The sequence below is a fragment of the Hansschlegelia plantiphila genome, assembly GCF_027922265.1.
Lineage (GTDB): Bacteria > Pseudomonadota > Alphaproteobacteria > Rhizobiales > Methylopilaceae > Methylopila > Methylopila plantiphila.
In genome coordinates, this window is sequence record NZ_BSFI01000023.1 from 91,988 (window position 1) to 109,655 (window position 17,668).

Consider the following 17,668-nt stretch of genomic DNA (forward strand, 5'->3'; position numbering starts at 1 on the left):
GCCCCCGCGGAAGTGTTGAGGAGCGACATGGCAAAGGGAGGCGGATATCTGCCGCCGGCCGAGTTTGGCCAAACGCCGGCTGTTCCGTTTCAGCCGGCGGGCCATGCGTTCGAGCCGTTCAATGCCGGTTACGATCACGGCGGCGGTCCGGGCAGCGGCTTCAATCTGTTTCAGCTGCTGTCGACAGCGCTTCAGTATCGCTGGCTGATCTTCGCCTTCACGCTGGTTTCCCTTGTGGGGGGCCTGCTGTTCACCGCGCTTCAGACGCCGAAATATCGCGCGACGTCCAAGATGGAGATCCTCGTCCCGGGCGCGAAGATCTTCCAGGACATGCAGGTGGTTGGCGAAAGCAACGATCTCCGCGCGTTTCAGACCGCGAGCGAGAAGATCCAGAGTCGGACAATCGCAGAGCGCGTGGTCTATAGTCTGAATCTCACCGAAAAGCCGAGGTTTCTGTCTCCTCCGTCCGACATCGCGCTTACGAACCTGATTCGTCGGGCCTTTGGAGCCGACTTCCGGACTTCGACGGCCAATATGTCGGCGGCCGACCGTGAACAGCGCGCGATCGCGATCGTGCTCGCGAACCTGAGCGTCGCGCTCGTGCGCAACACCGCTATTCTCGAAATCGGATACAGCGACCCCGATCCGAAGATGGCCGAGGCGATCGCCAACCAGATCGCGCAGAGCTTTATCGACCAGAAGGTCGACCAGACGAGTGAGATGTCCGGGCTGGCGCGCGACTTCATCAAGGAGCAGGTGCTCCAGGTGAAGCAGAAGCTGCAGACGTCCGAACAGGAGCTCGTGGCCTACGCCAAGAAGGAAGGCCTGACGATCGACGACAAGAACTCGTCATTCATCCTGACGAGCATCGGCTCGATCAATGACGCGCTCTCCAGGGCGGTACAGGAACGGTTAGACAAAGGGCGCTGGGTCGCGCAGATCGACGCCGGGAACGGCGCGAGCTTGCCGTCTGTGATCGGCAGCGAAGGGCTCCGTTCGATGCGCGAGCGGATCGCGGAGCTTCGCGCGACCTATCAGCAGAAACTCGGGGCCTTCAAGCCGGCCTATCCGGAGATGGTGCAGCTCGCGGCCCAGATCCGGGAGCTCGAGAATCAGGTCAAGCAGGCGGTCACGGCGATCAGCAACGCTACGAGGCTCGAATTCGAGGACGCCAAGGCCAAGGAAGCGGAGCTCCGCGCCAAGCTCGCCGAGCTCGAGAGCCAACAGTCCGACTTCCAGGACCGGAATATCCAGTACACGATCCTGAAACGCGAGGTCGACTCCAACCGCTCGCAGTATGAAAGCCTGATCGGCAAGCTGAACCAGGTCGGCGTGGGGTCAGAGCTCAAGAACGACAACGCCCAGATCGTCGACAAGGCAATCCCGCCGGAGAGGCCCTACTCGCCGCATCTGCCGCTCAACATCGGCGTTTCGCTTGCGTTTGCGCTCGCGTTGAGCGCCGGGGCGATCTACCTCACCGAGATGATGAACAATACGTTTACGGTGCCGGACCAGATCGAAAAGGAGCTCGGGCTCCCGGTGCTCGGGATTCTGCCTCTGGCCCCCGGCGATGCGATCGCCGCGGCGCGAAACGAGACGCATGTGGGCCTGTCGGAAGCCTATAGATCGCTCAGGACAGCCTTGCAGTTTTCCCGGGCCGAGGGCGCTCCCAAGACGCTTCTCGTCACGAGTTCCGAGGCGTCGGAGGGCAAGTCGATCACAGCATACATGCTGGCCAAGGACTTTGGCCTGCTCGATAAGAAGGTGTTGGTGATCGACGCCGATCTGCGCAAGCCGCGGATGCACAGGATGTTCGATGAAAGTAACACGCTGGGTCTCAGCAACCTTCTGACCGCCGCACCCACGCCCGATGACATCCGCAAGACGCTTAAGAAGACGAATCTCGAGAACGTTTATCTCTTGACCTCCGGAACGCTCCCGCCAAACCCGGCGGACCTGCTGTCATCGGCCAAGATGGCCCATCTCATGGTCGCGTTCTCAGAGCGCTTCGACATGATCATCATCGATTCACCGCCAGTCATCGGCCTTGCGGATGCGCCCGTTCTCAGCCGCCTGACCGAGAGCGTGCTGATGGTGGTCTCCTGCAACCAGGTGCCGCGCAAGGCCGCGAGCCATTCGCTGAAGCGCATCAGGTCCACCGGCGCCCACGTGGTGGGCGCCTGCCTCACCAAGTTCGTGGTGAAGAAGTTCGACTACAACTACTCATACGGATACATCAGCTCGGCTTACTACGACTATGAGAGCAAAGAGCCGACCGAAGAAGGCACAGGCGCCCCTGAACCGGAGGCGATCAAGGCGTTAGAGTCGGAGGCGGGGGAGAATGTCGCGGACAGCGAGACTGAGCATCGGATTCATCGTTCTAACGATCCTGATGCTGGCGGCGCTGCTCGACAGTCTTAGCCGGGGCGCGAGCGACCCGTCTCTTGCGGTCGCTCTGAATCCACTCAACACCGAAGCCCGCATCCGCCTTGCCGCGGTCGATCTGGAACGGGTCGATCCGCCGCCCGCTTTCGACGAGATCGAGGCCCAGCTCAAGGCGGCGGCGAGAGCCAACCCGCTTGAGGCCCGCGTCTACGGCCTGCTGGGCGAGATCGAGCTGCGACGCGGCAAGCCCGATGCGGCGCGCGCCCTGTTCGTGCAGGCCCTGAAGGTGTCGCCGGCGGAGATCTACAGCCTGCGGCGGCTTCTCGCGCTCGACCTGAAAGCGCAGGACAGCGAGGCCGTCCTGCGCAACCTCGACGTCTTCCTGAAACGCTGGCCCGGCCGCTTCGACGACATCCAGAACGTTTTCCCCGCCCTGATGGCGAGCGAACGCGGCTACGCCAGCGTGCTCGCATCCGCGAAAGACGGTCCTGACTGGCGGATCCGGCTCCTGACCTTCCTGGCGAGCCGGCCCGAATACACGCCGTTGGCCTACGGCTTGCTGCTCGATCTCCGAACCGGCGCTAAGCCGCTCGACGACGTCGAGGTGCAGCGGGTGGTGTCCAATCTCTTCGCCAAGGGCGAGATCAAGCTCGCCTACCAGGCGTTCGCCTTGGTCGAGGTCGACAGGAGCCGGGGCGATAGCCTCGCTTACGTAAACGATCCGACGTTCCGCGGGCGGCCGGCGCGCTCGCCGTTCGACTGGCAGCTGCCGGGCGTGGCGGGAGCGGAGGCGACATTGGCCTCGGAGAGCGCGAGCGCGGACGGGCTCAGGATCGCGTTCCGGAACAAGGTCGTTAAAGGCGTGCTGGCCCGTCAGATCCTGATGCTGCCGCCTGGGGCCAAGCAACTCGAGACGACTGCTGACGCCGAAAAGCTGACGATGGCGAAGGGCATGATCTGGTCGCTGAAGTGCCTGCCGGGCAATGGCGCCGTGATGGACCAGCCGGTCGACCCGGGCGACTACACCGACCGGACGATCGTGACGCGATTCGAAATCCCGGCGCTCGGCTGCGAAGCTCAGGAGCTGACGCTGGCGACCGGCGTCGTTTCAATGAGCATGCGCTACCACTATGATGGCGACCTTACGATCCGAAAGCTCGAGATCGTCGATGCGGAAGATTGAAACGCGCGGCAGGATCATCAAAACCGGCCTCGGCGTCCTCTTCGTCGCGGCCGGCATCCTAGGCGGAAATACGGCTTCCGACGTCAACGGCGACATCATCACCATCTGCACGCTGGCGCTCGGACTGACCGCGCTGCCGATGCTCAAGCCCGGGCGGATCGGGGTGATCCCGGGCGGATTCGCGGCTGCCGGCGTCGCTGCGGTGCTGCTGCAACTGCTCCCGCTTGGCGGGCTCGCGCCGCGTCAGTTCGCGGGCGGGGTCGACAGTCTGTTCCTGACTTTTGACGTGATCGAAACCGTCCGGGCCCTGCTGACCGTAGTCTGCGTCGGGATTGTGCTGTTGGTCGTCCTGTCGCTCGACTACGACATCGCCCGAAGTCTCACCTCGTTCTTGTATGTTGGGCTGATCTGCAACCTGTTCGTAGGCGCCCTGAACTACTCCGCCAGTTCGAACATCGTCGGCGACGACCTGTTTCCGTACGCGCTCGCTGGCGGGTTCTTCATCAACCCCAACCACTTCTCGACTTATCTGCTGATGTTCGTGCCGTTCGTCGTGTTCGAGGGGGTCTATAGAGAGCGGGTCAAGTTCGCCGTCGCCATCCTGCTGTTCATCCTGGTGCTTCTGCTCGCGGCCAAATCGCTCGCAGGCGTCTCGATCGCATTCCTGGCCATGGTGCTGAGCGGGACCGCGATGCTGGAGCGCCGAAAGCTCAGATGGCCGCTGCTCGCAATCGTGGTCATGTTCGCGGCGCTCTACCTCTACGGCCTCGACGTCCGGATCGCGGCCGAAGGCCAGCTAACCGACGAGATGCGGCTCAAGGTCTGGAGCCACACCCTCTACGCGATTTCGCAGAATCTCCTCACGGGCGTCGGTTACGGGGCCTTCACGGAGGCTTATGCCGCCTACGAGCCGCTGGCGGACATCGGACCGTCCTACATCAACCACGCGCACAATGAATATCTCGAGATGATCTACGAGGGCGGCGCGCTGGCGGCGCTGCTTATCGCGGCCTATGGCGCCGCCCTGCTGCGCCAAACGTTCCTGGCCTGGGCGGATCCGCTGAAGCGCTGCGCCGCGATCTCGATCCTGATGCTGCTGATCACGGCTCTGGTCGACTATCCGAGCCGGACCTTCGCGGTGCTCTATCTGTTCGCCTTCGCGAACGGCATTCTGTTCCATCAGGGCAAGCGCGTGAAGATCCCGCGCTCGCAGACCATGGCGGTGACGATCGACGGGGTTGAGACACGCGTGCCGATCGCGCGTCCCGGACGATGAAGGGGGCGAAGCTCGCCGCCGTCACTCGCCGTAATAGCCCCGGTACCACTCGACGAAGCGCGCCACGCCTTCCCGAACGGGAGTCGCGGGCTTGTAGCCGACTGCGTCCACGAGCGCCGTGACGTCGGCGTAGGTGTCCGGCACGTCGCCCGGTTGCAGCGGCAAGAGCTCGCGGATCGCCGTCTTGCCTACGGCCTGCTCGATCGCCTCGATGTACTCCGTCAGCATCACGGGCGAGCTGTTGCCGATATTGTAGAGCCGGAACGGCGCGTTTGAGCGGTCGGGATCCGGCTTCGCGGCGTCCCATGACGGGTCGGGCGCAGCCGCCTGATCGGACGTGCGGATCACGCCCTCGACGATGTCGTCGACATAGGTGAAGTCGCGCGTGTGGTTGCCGTGGTTGAACACCCGGATCGGTTTGCCCGCGAGGATGTTGCGGGTGAACAGGAACAACGCCATGTCGGGGCGCCCCCACGGCCCGTAGACCGTGAAGAACCTGAGGCCCGTGGTCGGCAACCGGAACAGGTGGCTGTAGCTGTGGGCCATCAGCTCGTTCGCGCGCTTGGTGGCGGCGTAGAACTGAAGCGGATGATCGACGCCGTCGCGCTCCGAGAACGGCATCGAGGTGTTCGCGCCATAGACCGAGGACGTCGAGGCGTAGGTCAGGTGTTCGACCTCGAAGCGCCGGCAGGCTTCAAGCAGGTTCGTGAACGCGACAATGTTGCTCTCGACATAGGCGTGCGGGTTTTCGATGCTGTAGCGCACGCCGGCCTGCGCCGCGAGATTGATCACCCGGTCCGGCCTGTGCTCACGGAACGTGGCCTCAACGGCCTCGCGGTCGGCGAGATTGTCGCGCACGAACGAATAGCCCGCGTTGGATTTTCGGGCCGTTTCGTCGAGAATCCTGAGGCGGGCCTCCTTGACGCCGACATCGTAGTAGTCGTTGACGACGTCGAACCCGATGACGGCGTCGCCCCGCTCCATCAGGCGCTTTGCTGTGTGGAAGCCGATGAACCCGGCGGCTCCGGTGACAAGGACTTTCATGCGCGGGTCGTTCCGTTGGTCTGCGACCGCGCCGGTCGGGCGTGGCGATGTCTGTCGGGAGAATCCGGCGGTCGGTCTCGCGGGCGAGCGTCAGCGGGCGCCGAGGCCCTTCATCATCACCCATACCGTCCGCAACGCGATCGATGTGTCGAGCCAGGGCGAGAAGTATTTGATGTAATAGAAGTCATAGTGGAGCTTTCCCAGCACCTCGTCGACCTCGACGACGTGGCCCTGGTTGATCTGCGCCCAGCCGGTGATGCCGGGACGCACGATGTGACGATAGCGGTAGAACGGCAGTTCGCCCTCGTACCACTCCGATAGCACGCGCGCCTCGGGGCGGGGTCCTATCCAGCTCATCTCGGCCCGCAGGATGTTGAGCAACTGCGGGATCTCGTCGATCCTGCTTTTCCGCAGCCACTTGCCGACGCGCGTGATGCGCGGATCCTCATCGCGCGTCATTGATGCGTCCTTGCCAGCGGCCTCGGTGCGATCCGCATGCGCCATGGTGCGGAACTTCACGACCCGGAACAGCCGGCCACGATAGCCGACCCGTTCCTGAATGAAGAACACCGGGCCGGGCGAATCGAGCTTGATCAGCGCGCCCACGATCAGGGTCAGCAGCGCGAAGGGTGGTAAAAGCGCGGCCGCGACCAGCCAGTCCACCGCAAGCTTGGCCCGGCGAAAGGCGCTGCCGGGATCGAGCGAGCCGAAGCTGTTTTCGGACAGATGCTCGATGTCGACGCGGCCTGTCAGCGTCTCGGCGACCTGTTTGACGTGGAACGCCTGCCGACCCTGCAGCACCCAGTCGGAGATGAACGTCACCCATTCGTCGGGAAGGTCAGCCCGGAAGTCGGCTATCAGCGCGTCGCTCTGGGGCGAGGGGCCGGCCGGTTCGGTGAGCTCGATGAAGTCGGCGTTGTTGATCATAGACAGGTGGGCGAGGTTCCCGAACGGAATCACGCAGTAGCGTTGCCGTGACCAGAGTCGCTCATAGAGGGTTGCGCAGAAGAACCAGAACAGACTGACTCCGTAGCCCGCGAGGAACAGCGAGCGGGCGTACTCGATGCGGCCGAAGAAAAGCACGAACAGCAGCGCGCCGAACGCGCCCGTAAAGCAGGGCATGACGTAGGAGGTTGCGCGGATGCCCGGAAAGCGCGTCATCTGGTGAAGCAGCGCAAAACCGAAGAGGATCGCGGCCGTCGTGCCGATGATCGTGTTCCACCAGCTCCGCGAGCCCCAGAGCGACGGATCGATCGTGTAGCGCAGCGCGCTCGGCGCCACGACGGCCAGCACGATGCCGGTCCCCAACTGCAGACTCGTACTGCGCAGCAGGGTCACGAGCGGGCCGTCGAGCCTCGCATGCGGACCGCCGCCCTGCGCGCCAGCGGTCCAGGCCGTATTCCGAACGCTGGCTGTATCCGCCAACTTTCCGTCCGGCGCAGGGGACCCGCTCGAGGCCGTGTCAGCAAGGAGATGCGCCTTCCGAGAGGTCTGCATGTAACTTCCTCGGTGCGCGCCGGGGCGCCGCGCCAATCAGAAAATCCCGTTTCGGACTGATCGAACCAAACCGGGCGGGCCGTGGAACGTGATCTCCACTTTTTTGGACTACGCGTATGGACAACGTCGAATTCCACTTCGCTCCATGTCGGCCTGACTCTGTCTCCCTAGGCAGGCCGTGGACATGATGTCGCCGACATCGCAGCGCGGCGGCGCTGACACGGTGTGGCTCGGCAGGTATTCATGCGGCTTCTGATCGGACCCCCATGCCGAAAATCTTGCTGTCAGCCAACGCCGCCTGGAACCTCGCGAATTTTCGAGGCGGCCTCATCCGCGGTCTACTGAGCGCAGGCCACGAACTCGTGGCTGCGGCCCCGTGGGACGAGCATGCACGCCGTCTCGAGGTTCTGGGCTGCCGGTTCGTCAGCCTCCCCATGGACAACAAGGGAACGTCACCCGCCGCCGACGCCCGCCTGTTCCAGCGATATAGGCGGCTCATCAAATCGCAGAAGCCAGATATCTATCTCGGCTTCACCATTAAACCGAACGTGTACGGTACGCTAGCGGCACGGTCGCTCGGCGTGCCGGTGATAAACAACATTTCGGGGCTCGGCACCGCCTTCATCCGAGACAGCTGGCTAACCAGGGCGGTGCAGGCTCTCTACCGGATAGCGCTTACGCGATCGTCGATCGTGTTCTTCCAGAACAGCGAAGACCTGGAGCTGTTTGCACGCTTGCGGCTCGTCCAGCGCGAGCGCGTCGCGATACTGCCGGGCTCCGGCGTCGACCTCGCGCATCACACGCCGGCGCCGATGGCCGATCGAGGCGGCGCGGCGCGCTTCCTGTTGATCGCCCGGCTGCTCCGGGACAAAGGCGTGGGCGAATATGTCGAGGCGGCTGCGGCCGTTCGGAGGGACTTTCCGAACGCGCGTTTTCAGATCCTAGGCTTCCTCGACGTCGACAATCGGACGGCCGTCACCCGGGCCGAAATGAGCGCTTGGGTCGCCGCAGGTCTGGTCGATTATCTCGGCGCGACCGACGATGTCCGACCGTTCATCGCGGAGGCCGACTGCGTGGTGCTGCCGTCCTATCGGGAAGGCACGCCCAGGACCCTCCTGGAAGGCGCCGCTGCGGCGCGGCCGCTTATCGCGACCAATGTGCCCGGTTGCCGCGAACCGGTTCGGGACGGCCACAATGGCTTCCTTTGCGCCGTAAGAGACGGCTCTTCGCTCGCGAACGCGATGAGGCGTTTTCTGGAGGCCAGCTATGACGCCCGCGTCGAGATGGGGCGCAGGAGCCGGGCGATCGCAGAGGACCGTTACGATGAGCGTTTCGTCATCGACGCGTATCTGAACGCCATCGACGTTGCGTTGAGCGCTCCCCGCAAGGCTGTCCGCCGCTGATGAGGGGTTTCGAAGCGATCCCGTATCCCTTTGCCAACCGACGCCGATGAGCTCAACAGGCCTCCGTTCACACGGATTATAATTAGCTGGCTGAGACTCGGTGGCGGACCTCTCGCGCAATCCAGTCGCGGCGCTGACGGCTAGGATGGAAAAGCCCCTGATCTTTGAGTATGAGGGGCGGCGATAGACGTGGCCGATTGCCGGCTCAATTCTATGAGGACGTCGCCATGGAGTCCGTCTCACGAGGCCGTCGACGGATCGCTATCATCGGACTCGGCTATGTTGGTCTTCCGGTCGCGGTGCTGTTTGCGCGCAATGGCTTCGAGACGATCGGGTTCGATATCGATGCGGCGCGTGTCTCCGAGCTCTCGGCTGGCCTCGACCACACGCTGGAGGTTGAAGGCGACGATCTCACGTCCTGCGGCGCCGCATTCACGTCGGATCCAACCCGTCTGACAGAGGCCGATTTCTTCATCGTGACCGTTCCGACCCCGGTCGACGCCGCCAACAAACCGGATCTCTCGGCGCTGCGCGCCGCGTCCCGCACGGTTGGAGGCGCCCTGCGGGCCGGCGACATTGTGGTTTACGAATCGACGGTCTATCCCGGAGCGACGGAAGAGGAGTGCGTCCCTCTGCTCGAACAGATCTCAGGGCTTCGCTGCGGCGAGGACTTCACGGTCGGCTATTCGCCTGAGCGCATCAATCCCGGAGATAAAGAGCACGGCGTCGCCTCCATCCTAAAGGTCGTGTCCGGCCAGGACGAGCGCACCACGAAGATCGTGGCCGACACGTATGGCGCCGTTATCACGGCCGGGGTCCATATTGCGCCAAGCATAAAGGTCGCCGAGGCCGCCAAGGTCATCGAGAACAGCCAGCGTGACATCAACATCGCGTTCATGAACGAGCTGTCGGAGATTTTCAGGCGCCTCGACATCGACACTGGAGACGTGCTGGCGGCGGCTGGCACCAAGTGGAACTTCCTGAACTTCATCCCGGGATTGGTGGGCGGCCACTGCATCGGGGTCGACCCGTATTACCTTGCCTATCGCGCGGAAAAGGCCGGCTATTATCCGCAGGTTATCCTGGCGGGCCGACGCATCAACGATACGATGGGCCAGACCGTCGCGCGCGAGTGCATCCGCATGATGCTGCGGGGCGCGGGAAAGCTCGGCTCGGTGGTCCAACTCGGGCTCACGTTCAAAGAAAACGTTCCTGACCTCCGGAACTCCAGGGCCGCCTCGATCGTCAGCGAACTGCAGAGCTTCGGGGTCGACCCGAAGATTGTCGACCCGTGGGCCTCCAGGGAGGCGGCGCTCGAGGAATACGGCATCACGCTGACGGACATCGAAGCGGTCGGCCGGGCGGACGTCGTCATCCTTGCGGTCTCCCATCGCGAGTTCGTCGAGGGCGGCTGGAAGCTCCTGTCCAGCATCTTGGAGCCGGGCAAGTCCGTGGTGTTCGACGTCAAGTCGGTTCTCGACCGCACGGAGACGCCGCCCGGCGTAACTTTGAGGAGGCTGTAGTACGCCTGCCTTCACAATCGTCACCCCAGCCCGGGCCGGCTTGAGGTGTGGCCCGTGATGAAGCCGAGCGGCGTGGACCGGGGTTGCGTACGAGGCCAGGGTCGATCGCTATGGGGAGCGGTCGAAGCGCTCTCCGTTACGACGATCGCCGCAGACGCGTCTCGATCACGCGGTTTTTTGGGGCCTCAGCACAAAGCGCTGGCGGCCGCGGTCCTTGTACGGAAGTGGCGCACCCGACACGATTCGAACGTGTGACCTTCGCCTTCGGAGGGCGACGCTCTATCCAGCTGAGCTACGGGTGCTTCAGCGGCGGGGAACCTAACGGATTGGAGGACGGGGAGCAATCGGGATGGGCGGGTCCGTCCCAATGTAATCGATGATCGTGCGTTTGGGTCTGCTCGCAACGACGGCCGCAGCTCAGGCGATGAGGCTATTCAAGGCGTCCGACGATCGCGGCCCGGTCAAGGTGGCGCTCGCGGGAGCGGACTTGGAGCGGTCGATCCGATCGGTCCGGACCCTGGGGCAAACCAGACGCAACGTTTGGCGCGGGCGCGATGCTCCAGCCGCCATGACGGAGAATGGAGTGAGGGCCCCGCGAGCCCCGTCAGGGCGCCGCGAACAGCGTGTGGATGAGTTCTCAGCGGCCGAGCCGCGCCCGGGCCTTTGCTGGAAGCGCGCGGCTGCGCGATACGGCGATGTAATCGTTGCAATCGCAGTCCTCGGCCGAACGGATCGGTCTCAGCGTCGTTGCAAGCAGCGATTTCTTCAAACCGAAGACGTCGTAGCCCGCCCCATCCAGCACCGCGGCGATACGGCCGGCGGGGGCCGCCTCGGCGCCCTCGGACTCGAACAGCACGGCGCGGGGCTGAAGCCGCGCCAGCTGCGCGCTCGCGTTCTCGAAGAGGCGCACCTCGTGGCCCTCAACGTCGATCTTGACGAGGTCGACGCGCTCGAAGCCTGCGAGATAACGGTCGGTCGAGACGGCCGGGATCATGATCGTGCGACCTTCCGACGGACGGTCGAGAGAGCTGCGTCCGCGATTCTGATCGTCGATCCGCATCGGCAACTCGGCGTCTTCGTCCGACAAAGCCGCTTCGAGCACATGAGCGCGCGCTTCGCCGAACTGGCCGACGTTGCGCCGAAGCAGCGCCGCGACGTCCGGCTGCGGCTCGACGCAATACGCGACGCTGTCGGGGATGAGCGTGAGCAGAAGGCAGCTGACGTAGCCGATGTTGGCGCCGACATCGAGGATGACGTCGCCGCGCTCGGCGAAGTCCGCGAGCGCCGCCACCGTCGAGCGGTCGAACTTTCCCGACATCAGAATGTGGCGGCCGATCAGGTCGTCCGCGAACACGCGCATCTTGAAGCCGTCGGAGGTCAGGCAGTCGACCTCGCCGCGGCCGAGGTCGCATTGGCTGGCGACTGAGTCGAGGAACCTGCCGGAGCCGTTCTCGAATGGCCAGTTGGAAGCGATGGACCGGAGGATAGATGTGCGCGCGTTCATCGGATGCTTCCAAAGATGGCGTTTGCACTAACGATCGCGCACAAAGGTTAGTATTTGGCGCCCGCGACGTCTAAAGGAACGCGGCGGGCGTATTCGCAAAGTTTTGGTTACCGAACGGTGTGGTCTGCTTCCAGATTCGGCCATCAGTTCGGAAACGGGCGCGCGCGCCGTCGCTAGACCGCGGGCCTCGGACCGATCTCGCTCCGGCCACGGCAACGTCACGCTATGACGCGGCGGCGTCGGTGTTCACCGGCCGTTTTCGGCCGCGCGTCGCGCAGGAGCGAGCATCGCCGATCGGCAAGTTCTTATGGAACCGCCCGCAGACCGTGTCCGCTCTCGTCCAGCACCCGGCGCGCGAGCGGCTCACAGCCGTCGCAGCCACGCCGGCCAGTCCGGATGATGAAACAGCCCACGGGCGCGCATGTGCTTCCACGCGCCGTATTTGTAGTAGTCGAAGTCGAGGGTCGAGACCGCCTCCTGGATCATCGCCCAGGTCGCCCATTTGAGGTCTGCGAGAGCCTTCAGCACCGTGATCCGCGCTTCGAGCGCCGGACTCCAGGCGCCGAAATAGGTCTCGATCAGTTCGTGCTCGATCGCCGCGGGGAAGGCCATCTCGTCGAACCACAGAGCGACCTCGTACGCCCGCTCGTTGTTGGAGGCGTATTCGAAGTCCACGAGCAGCACCCGGTCGGCGCCGTCGATCATGAAGTTGCCGGCGAGCGTGTCGTTCATGCAGGGGACGAGATCGAGGCCGGAGGCGATCAACGCGGACTTGGCTTCCTCCAGACGGCGCATGAGGAAGGCGTGGTCGGCCGGAAGGCGGCCGCCGACGGCGCGGACCTGGTCGACATGTTCGTCGATCATGTCGAAGACCGTCTTGGTCAGTCCGAGCGGCGCGGAGTCGTTGAACGCCCGAAGCGCGAGCACTGCGTTGCGACGCACCGCCGGCCGCAGGAAGTCGAGGTTCGACGACGCCCGATAGCCCTCGACGAAGGCGAAGATCTCGACGCCCGGCCCGGGCAGGAAATCGACCACCTCCACCCCGAAACCGCAGGCGTGGGCGCGGCGGCTGGCGTCGTTCGCGGCGTAGCGTTCGATGAACATCTCGGTGCCGCGGCCCGGCACCTTCAGAAAGTAGTCGCCGCCGCCCTCGACGGTGATCCGCCAGTTGGTGTTGCTGATGCCGCCCGAGACGGGACGGTAGCGGAGCGTCGCGTACCGCCATCGCTCGACGAGCCCGAGGATAGCCTCGAGCGCGCGCTCGGCGTCGGTCGCCGCCTCGCCGGGACGCTTCCATGTCGTCGCGACGCTCATGGCGCCTCCATCCGCCGCCCGGCGTTCAAAGCCGGCGCAGCCATTCCTCGAATCCGCGCTCGGCGAGCGTCACGCGCGCATGCGACAGCCGCCATGTCCCGTATTTGTAGAATTCGACGCCGCTTCGGCCCGAGGCGACGGCCCGCACCACGCCCCAGAGGCCCCACATGACGTCGTCGACCGCGCCGTAGAGCCGGCAGCGGTTGTAGAGGCGCTGGTCGCAGCGGCCGGCGTAGAGCTCGATCGCGGCCCAGCGTTCCGCTTCGAAGGCGCAGGTCTCGTTGACGAGCGCGCCGACGTCGAACCAGCGGTCATTGTCGCCGGCGAGGTCGAAATCGACCAGTTGAACGCCGTCGCCGATCATGACGTTCGAGGCGACCTCGTCATTGTGGCAGAAGGCGAGGTCGACGCCGGCGGCCTCTATGGCGCCGCCGGCGAGCGCGCAAGCCTCGACCAGGCGGTCGACGTCGTCCGGAAGCGGAGCGTGGATCGCGACGGCTTCCGTCGCGAGCGCGCGCGTTCGCTGGAAGGGATCGAACCGCCAGCCGATCGTTCCGGATTCGTGCAGGCGTTTCTTGGCCGCCATCGTTTCGGCCATCACGGCGCCGTCCTGCAGGTCGCCCACTCGAGCGTAGCGCCACGGCTCTGGAAGGAAATCGAGGGCGAGCGCCCCGTCGATCGCCGACGTCACGTTCGGCCCGACGCCGACGGCCGCAGCCTTGGCCGCTGCAGCCGCTGCGACCGGAGACACGTCTGCGGCGCAGTCCGGATGGCGAATTTTGAGAAAAACCGGCGGCCCGGCGCGCCGTTCGAGCCGCACGCAGTCGGACGCGGTCGCGCGATGGATCGGCGAAGCCACAGGAGCGGCGGCCAGCCCGTAGCGGACGACCTCGCCGGCAAGCTCCGGCATAGCGGCCACAACGGCTTCCACACGCTCGTCGAACGGCGTGGCGGCCTCGCCGAAGGGGGTCACGCAGCGACCTCCCGCGCCAACCGAAGCGCACGCTCCGGCGAACCGCCGGAGCGGCAGAGCCGCGAAGCCGCCTCCAGACAGACCCTGAAGCCAGCCTCGACATCCGCCTTCGACGTTAGTTCGCCCTCGTTGTGCGCGACGCCGCCGACGCTTGGAACGAACACGAGCCCGGTCGGGCAATGGCCCAGCAGGCTGATCGCGTCGTGACCAGCCACCGTGTCAAGGCGCAGGCTCTTGCAGCCGGCCGCAGCCGAGCAATCCTCGACGAGGTCGCAGACTGAGGCGGGGAGGGTGCGGATCGCCCGCTCCGTCCGCGTCACGGCGGCGACCGTGACGTTCGCGCGGGCGGCCGCTTTCGCGATCGCCTGATCGGCGAGGGCGCTCGCCTGCGCCAGCACGCCGTCGTCGTTGGAGCGGATCTCCAGCGACAGCTGCGTCTCGGACGGAACCACGTTCGCGGAGTTGGGCGATACGACGAGACGACCCACGGAGGTGTGGACCACGCCGGGCCAGCGGTCCGCGATCGCGCGCGCATCGACGATGAGATAGGAGGCCGCCAGCAGGGCGTCGCGGCGAAGCGGCATCGGACAAGGGCCGGTGTGGGCCTGTTCGCCCTGGAACACGACGTCGAACTTCGTCGCGCCCCAGTTGCGCGTCACGACGCCGATGGTCGCACCCGCCGTCTCGAGGGAGACCCCCTGCTCGACGTGCAGTTCGAGGTAGCAGGCCGGCAGAGAGGGGGGCCGGTCAGTTCCGTGTCGGCCGATCGCATTGAGCGCCTCGGCCAGGGTGACGCCGGCGTCGTCCGTCGCCGAGAGCGCCTCACCCACGCAGACGGCCGCAGCGACGCCGAGCGCTCCGTCGAACCGTCCGCCTTTGGGTTGGCTGTCGAGATGCGATCCGATCATCACAAGGGGCGCGTCTTCGCAGCCCGCGAGTCGGAAAACGCCGAACTGATTGCCGATGACGTCGGTGCGGGTCTCTGCGCCGGCGCTTTTCAGCGCTGCTTCGAAGACGTCGCGCGCCGCGCCGTCCGCAGCAGTCGCGCATTGCCGTTCGACGCCGCCGCCCGGCGTCGCGCCGCAGCCCGCCAACCGATCGAACAAGGAATGCAACGAACGCATATCGGCGTTCGCCCGGGGTCCCGAAGACCTCGACGTCATGTGTCCCGCCATGGGTTATGTCTGGAAGGCGGCGCGCTAGCCGCAAGCGGAATAAGACGGCGTGCGGCCGGATCGCGCAAGGCCGAAGTTGGCGACCGCCGTCAGGGAAACCGCGCGACGGTTTGGTTGAATGACCTCCGCACGGGATGCGGGTTTGGACGGGGCGCTCGCAGAAACCCGCGAATGAACTCGGGCCGGATCAACTCGCCACGCGAGGCGCGCGTCCGATCCCGGCTTCCGGATCGCGCTGCGCGTGCTCGAGAAGCAGCTCGGTCGTCGCCGCAAAGTCCGCCGGTCGCGCGTAGAGATAGCCTTGGCCGAGAACGCAGCCGAGCCCTTTGAGCAACTGCGCTTGCCGTTCGGTTTCGATGCCTTCCGCCACCACCCGCATTCCGAGTTTGCGCGCAATGTCGATCAAGCCGCCGACGATGACCGAGCTCGGTCCGGCGGCGGTCAGGTCGGTGACGAAGGACCGATCGATCTTGATGATATCGACAGGGAAGGTCAGGAGGTGGGTGAGGGAGGCGTAGCCTGTCCCGAAGTCGTCGAGCGCCACGAGCAGCCCCCGGGAACGAAGCGCCTTCACCGCTTCAGCGACCATGAGATCGCTCTTTCCGAGATAGACGAGCTCGGTGACCTCAAGCACGACGTGCTTCAGCGGCACGTCGAAGCGATCGAATATCCCGGCGATGCGCTGTTCCAGGTCGCCGCCCTGAAAGTCGCCAACGGCGACGTTGACGCCGACGTGCTGGAACGGGATGCCGGCGTCGAGCCACGACCGGACCGCGCGCGCGACCTGGATCAGCATGCGCTCGGTAAGGCGAACCGCCGTGGCGGCGTCGCTCATCGCGAGGTGGAATTGCTCTTCCGGCATGCGGAGGCGGTCATGGTCCATCACCCGGCACAGCGCTTCCACCCCGACGATTTCCGACGTGTCGAGCCGGACGATCGGCTGAAAATGGGCATCGACACGGCCGTCCTCGAGCGCATCTTGGAGGAGGCGTATCGCTTGCAGTCGCTGGGCCATCGTGGTGCCGAGACCCCTGCTGAAGCGCACGAAGCCGCCACGGTGCACCTCTTTGGCGTGATAGAGCGCGATGTCCGCCTTCTGGCGAAGCCCCTCGACGGTCGCGCAGTCCGGCCCATGGACGGCGCCCCCGATGGTGACGGTAAGCTGCAGCGCGCGGCCGCCGCATGTCGTCGGTGGGCGCATGGCTTCGAGAATCTGGTCGGCCACCCAATCGACGAGATCGGAGACTTCCGGCCCCTCGACGACGACGGCGAATTCGTCGCCGCTCAGTCGATAGGCGGAGCCTTGTGGCTGGATAGATCCGATACGGGCGCCGATTTCCCGCAGCATGTCGTCCCCGGCGGCATGGCCGAGGGTATCGTTGGTCAGTTTCAGATTGTCGACGTCGATCAGCAGCAGGCCGAACTGGCTCGGGCGGCTCTCTTCCGCGAGCGCCAGATCGAAGCTCGCCCTGTTGCCGAGCCCTGTCAGAGCGTCGAAATAGGCCAGGCGATGAATCTTCGTTTCGGCGGCATGCCGCTCGAACGCGATGGTGCAGAGGTCCACGCAGGCCGCGACGATGTTTTCTTCGGCCTCGTTCGGCCCACGTTTGGTCGGAAAGTAAAAGGCGAACGTCCCGATGACGCGGCCGTCGCTGCCGAAGATCGGGCTCGACCAGCAGGCGGCGAGGCCAAGCGGAAGCGCCAACGCCTTATATTCGCTCCAGAGCGGATCGGTCTCGATGTCCGTGACGGCGACGGGAAGCCCGCGGAACGCCGCCGTGCCGCAGGATCCGAAACGCGGTCCGATCGGGACTCCGTCAACCGCGTCAGAAAATGCGGCCGGCAGACTGGGCGCTGCAAGCGCGCGCAGGCGGCCATCCTCATCGATCGAGAGAATGGAGCAGATGGACGTGGGCGCAAGGAGTTCGGCTTCGGCGCAGATCTGGCGTGCGGTTTCCGCCAAAGGCAGTCCCCGCGCGATCATTTCCAATATCTGTTTCTGGAGCCTCAGAAACATAGGTTGAAACCGAAAAGGGCGTCTTGCATCGGCGATTTCCATATCGGCCGTGCGCCGTATGCCGACAACACTGGGGCGGAAAGGCTTGGCTGCAATGCTATTCTTTGGTTCGGCTTAGGCGCCGGGTCACCATCGCACGGGCGGAATACGGCTCCGTGCACGGAGGTGACGCTGGTCTTCATAACTGGGACGGGCCGACCGTGTCACAAGCGCGCGTCCGCCCGGCGCATCTAAGGCGGCGACGAACTCCACGAATTATGCGGGCCAGATCCGAACCGTTGGTTTGCGTCGTCTCGTCGATTCAGCGAAAACCAGTCCTTCAACGTGATTTCTCCGTCTTCGGGCTGGTCACGTCACGGTCAGGAAAGCGACGG

Annotated in this window: 12 protein-coding genes and 1 tRNA gene; 5 read left to right on the plus strand and 8 right to left on the minus strand. The window is 64.9% G+C overall.

Features of this window, described 5'->3' with window-relative positions; genetic code table 11:
* Nucleotides 1-27: 27 nt before the first annotated feature.
* From PKE75_RS16995 to PKE75_RS17005, 3 genes are read left to right on the plus strand one after another with little or no spacing between them, the layout of a single operon-like run.
* Nucleotides 28-2,421: a GumC family protein gene (locus PKE75_RS16995; RefSeq protein WP_271169939.1), complete on the plus strand. Its 2,394-nt coding sequence runs from the start codon at nucleotides 28-30 to the stop codon at nucleotides 2,419-2,421.
* Nucleotides 2,342-3,568 (plus strand): tetratricopeptide repeat protein, encoded by a 1,227-nt coding sequence (locus tag PKE75_RS17000; protein WP_271169940.1) that lies wholly within the window; start codon nucleotides 2,342-2,344, stop codon nucleotides 3,566-3,568. The genes PKE75_RS16995 and PKE75_RS17000 overlap by 80 nt, the downstream gene beginning before the upstream one ends.
* The gene (locus tag PKE75_RS17005) at nucleotides 3,555-4,844 is read left to right on the plus strand and encodes an O-antigen ligase family protein (protein WP_271169941.1); all 1,290 of its coding nucleotides are present in this window, start codon (nucleotides 3,555-3,557) and stop codon (nucleotides 4,842-4,844) included. Before PKE75_RS17000 ends, PKE75_RS17005 begins: the two co-directional genes overlap by 14 nt.
* 21 nt (nucleotides 4,845-4,865) lie before the next feature.
* Here PKE75_RS17005 and PKE75_RS17010 read toward each other — a convergent pair whose 3' ends face one another.
* Together PKE75_RS17010 and PKE75_RS17015 are read right to left on the minus strand one after the other, a co-directional pair.
* Nucleotides 4,866-5,888: an NAD-dependent epimerase gene (locus PKE75_RS17010; RefSeq protein WP_271169942.1), complete on the minus strand. Its 1,023-nt coding sequence runs from the start codon at nucleotides 5,886-5,888 to the stop codon at nucleotides 4,866-4,868.
* A 90-nt stretch (nucleotides 5,889-5,978) separates the two neighbouring features.
* Nucleotides 5,979-7,313, minus strand: a complete 1,335-nt coding sequence (locus PKE75_RS17015; RefSeq protein WP_271169943.1) for a sugar transferase — start codon at nucleotides 7,311-7,313, stop codon at nucleotides 5,979-5,981.
* A gap of 338 nt (nucleotides 7,314-7,651) precedes the next feature.
* Here PKE75_RS17015 and PKE75_RS17020 point away from each other — a divergent pair, with 338 nt between their 5' ends.
* Together PKE75_RS17020 and PKE75_RS17025 are read left to right on the plus strand one after the other, a co-directional pair.
* Nucleotides 7,652-8,788, plus strand: a complete 1,137-nt coding sequence (locus tag PKE75_RS17020; protein ID WP_271169944.1) for a glycosyltransferase family 4 protein — start codon at nucleotides 7,652-7,654, stop codon at nucleotides 8,786-8,788.
* A gap of 227 nt (nucleotides 8,789-9,015) precedes the next feature.
* Complete coding sequence (locus PKE75_RS17025) at nucleotides 9,016-10,311, plus strand: nucleotide sugar dehydrogenase (RefSeq protein WP_271169945.1); 1,296 nt, start codon at nucleotides 9,016-9,018, stop codon at nucleotides 10,309-10,311.
* Nucleotides 10,312-10,536: 225 nt separating this feature from the next.
* On the opposite strand, the gene PKE75_RS17030 is transcribed toward PKE75_RS17025, so the two are convergent.
* The 6 genes from PKE75_RS17030 to PKE75_RS17055 form a co-directional block, all read right to left on the minus strand.
* Nucleotides 10,537-10,613 (minus strand) — tRNA-Arg (locus tag PKE75_RS17030).
* Between the two features lie 335 nt (nucleotides 10,614-10,948).
* Nucleotides 10,949-11,815: an FkbM family methyltransferase gene (locus PKE75_RS17035; protein WP_271169946.1), complete on the minus strand. Its 867-nt coding sequence runs from the start codon at nucleotides 11,813-11,815 to the stop codon at nucleotides 10,949-10,951.
* 363 nt (nucleotides 11,816-12,178) lie between these two features.
* Complete coding sequence (locus tag PKE75_RS17040; protein WP_271169947.1) at nucleotides 12,179-13,129, minus strand: choline kinase family protein; 951 nt, start codon at nucleotides 13,127-13,129, stop codon at nucleotides 12,179-12,181.
* Nucleotides 13,130-13,154: 25 nt separating this feature from the next.
* Nucleotides 13,155-14,102, minus strand: coding sequence for a phosphotransferase family protein (locus tag PKE75_RS17045; RefSeq protein WP_271169948.1), 948 nt, complete (start codon nucleotides 14,100-14,102; stop codon nucleotides 13,155-13,157).
* Nucleotides 14,099-15,226 (minus strand): Zn-dependent hydrolase, encoded by a 1,128-nt coding sequence (locus tag PKE75_RS17050; RefSeq protein WP_271169949.1) that lies wholly within the window; start codon nucleotides 15,224-15,226, stop codon nucleotides 14,099-14,101. Before PKE75_RS17050 ends, PKE75_RS17045 begins: the two co-directional genes overlap by 4 nt.
* Nucleotides 15,227-15,464: 238 nt before the next feature.
* Nucleotides 15,465-17,294 (minus strand): putative bifunctional diguanylate cyclase/phosphodiesterase, encoded by a 1,830-nt coding sequence (locus PKE75_RS17055; RefSeq protein WP_428979158.1) that lies wholly within the window; start codon nucleotides 17,292-17,294, stop codon nucleotides 15,465-15,467.
* Nucleotides 17,295-17,668: the final 374 nt, after the last annotated feature.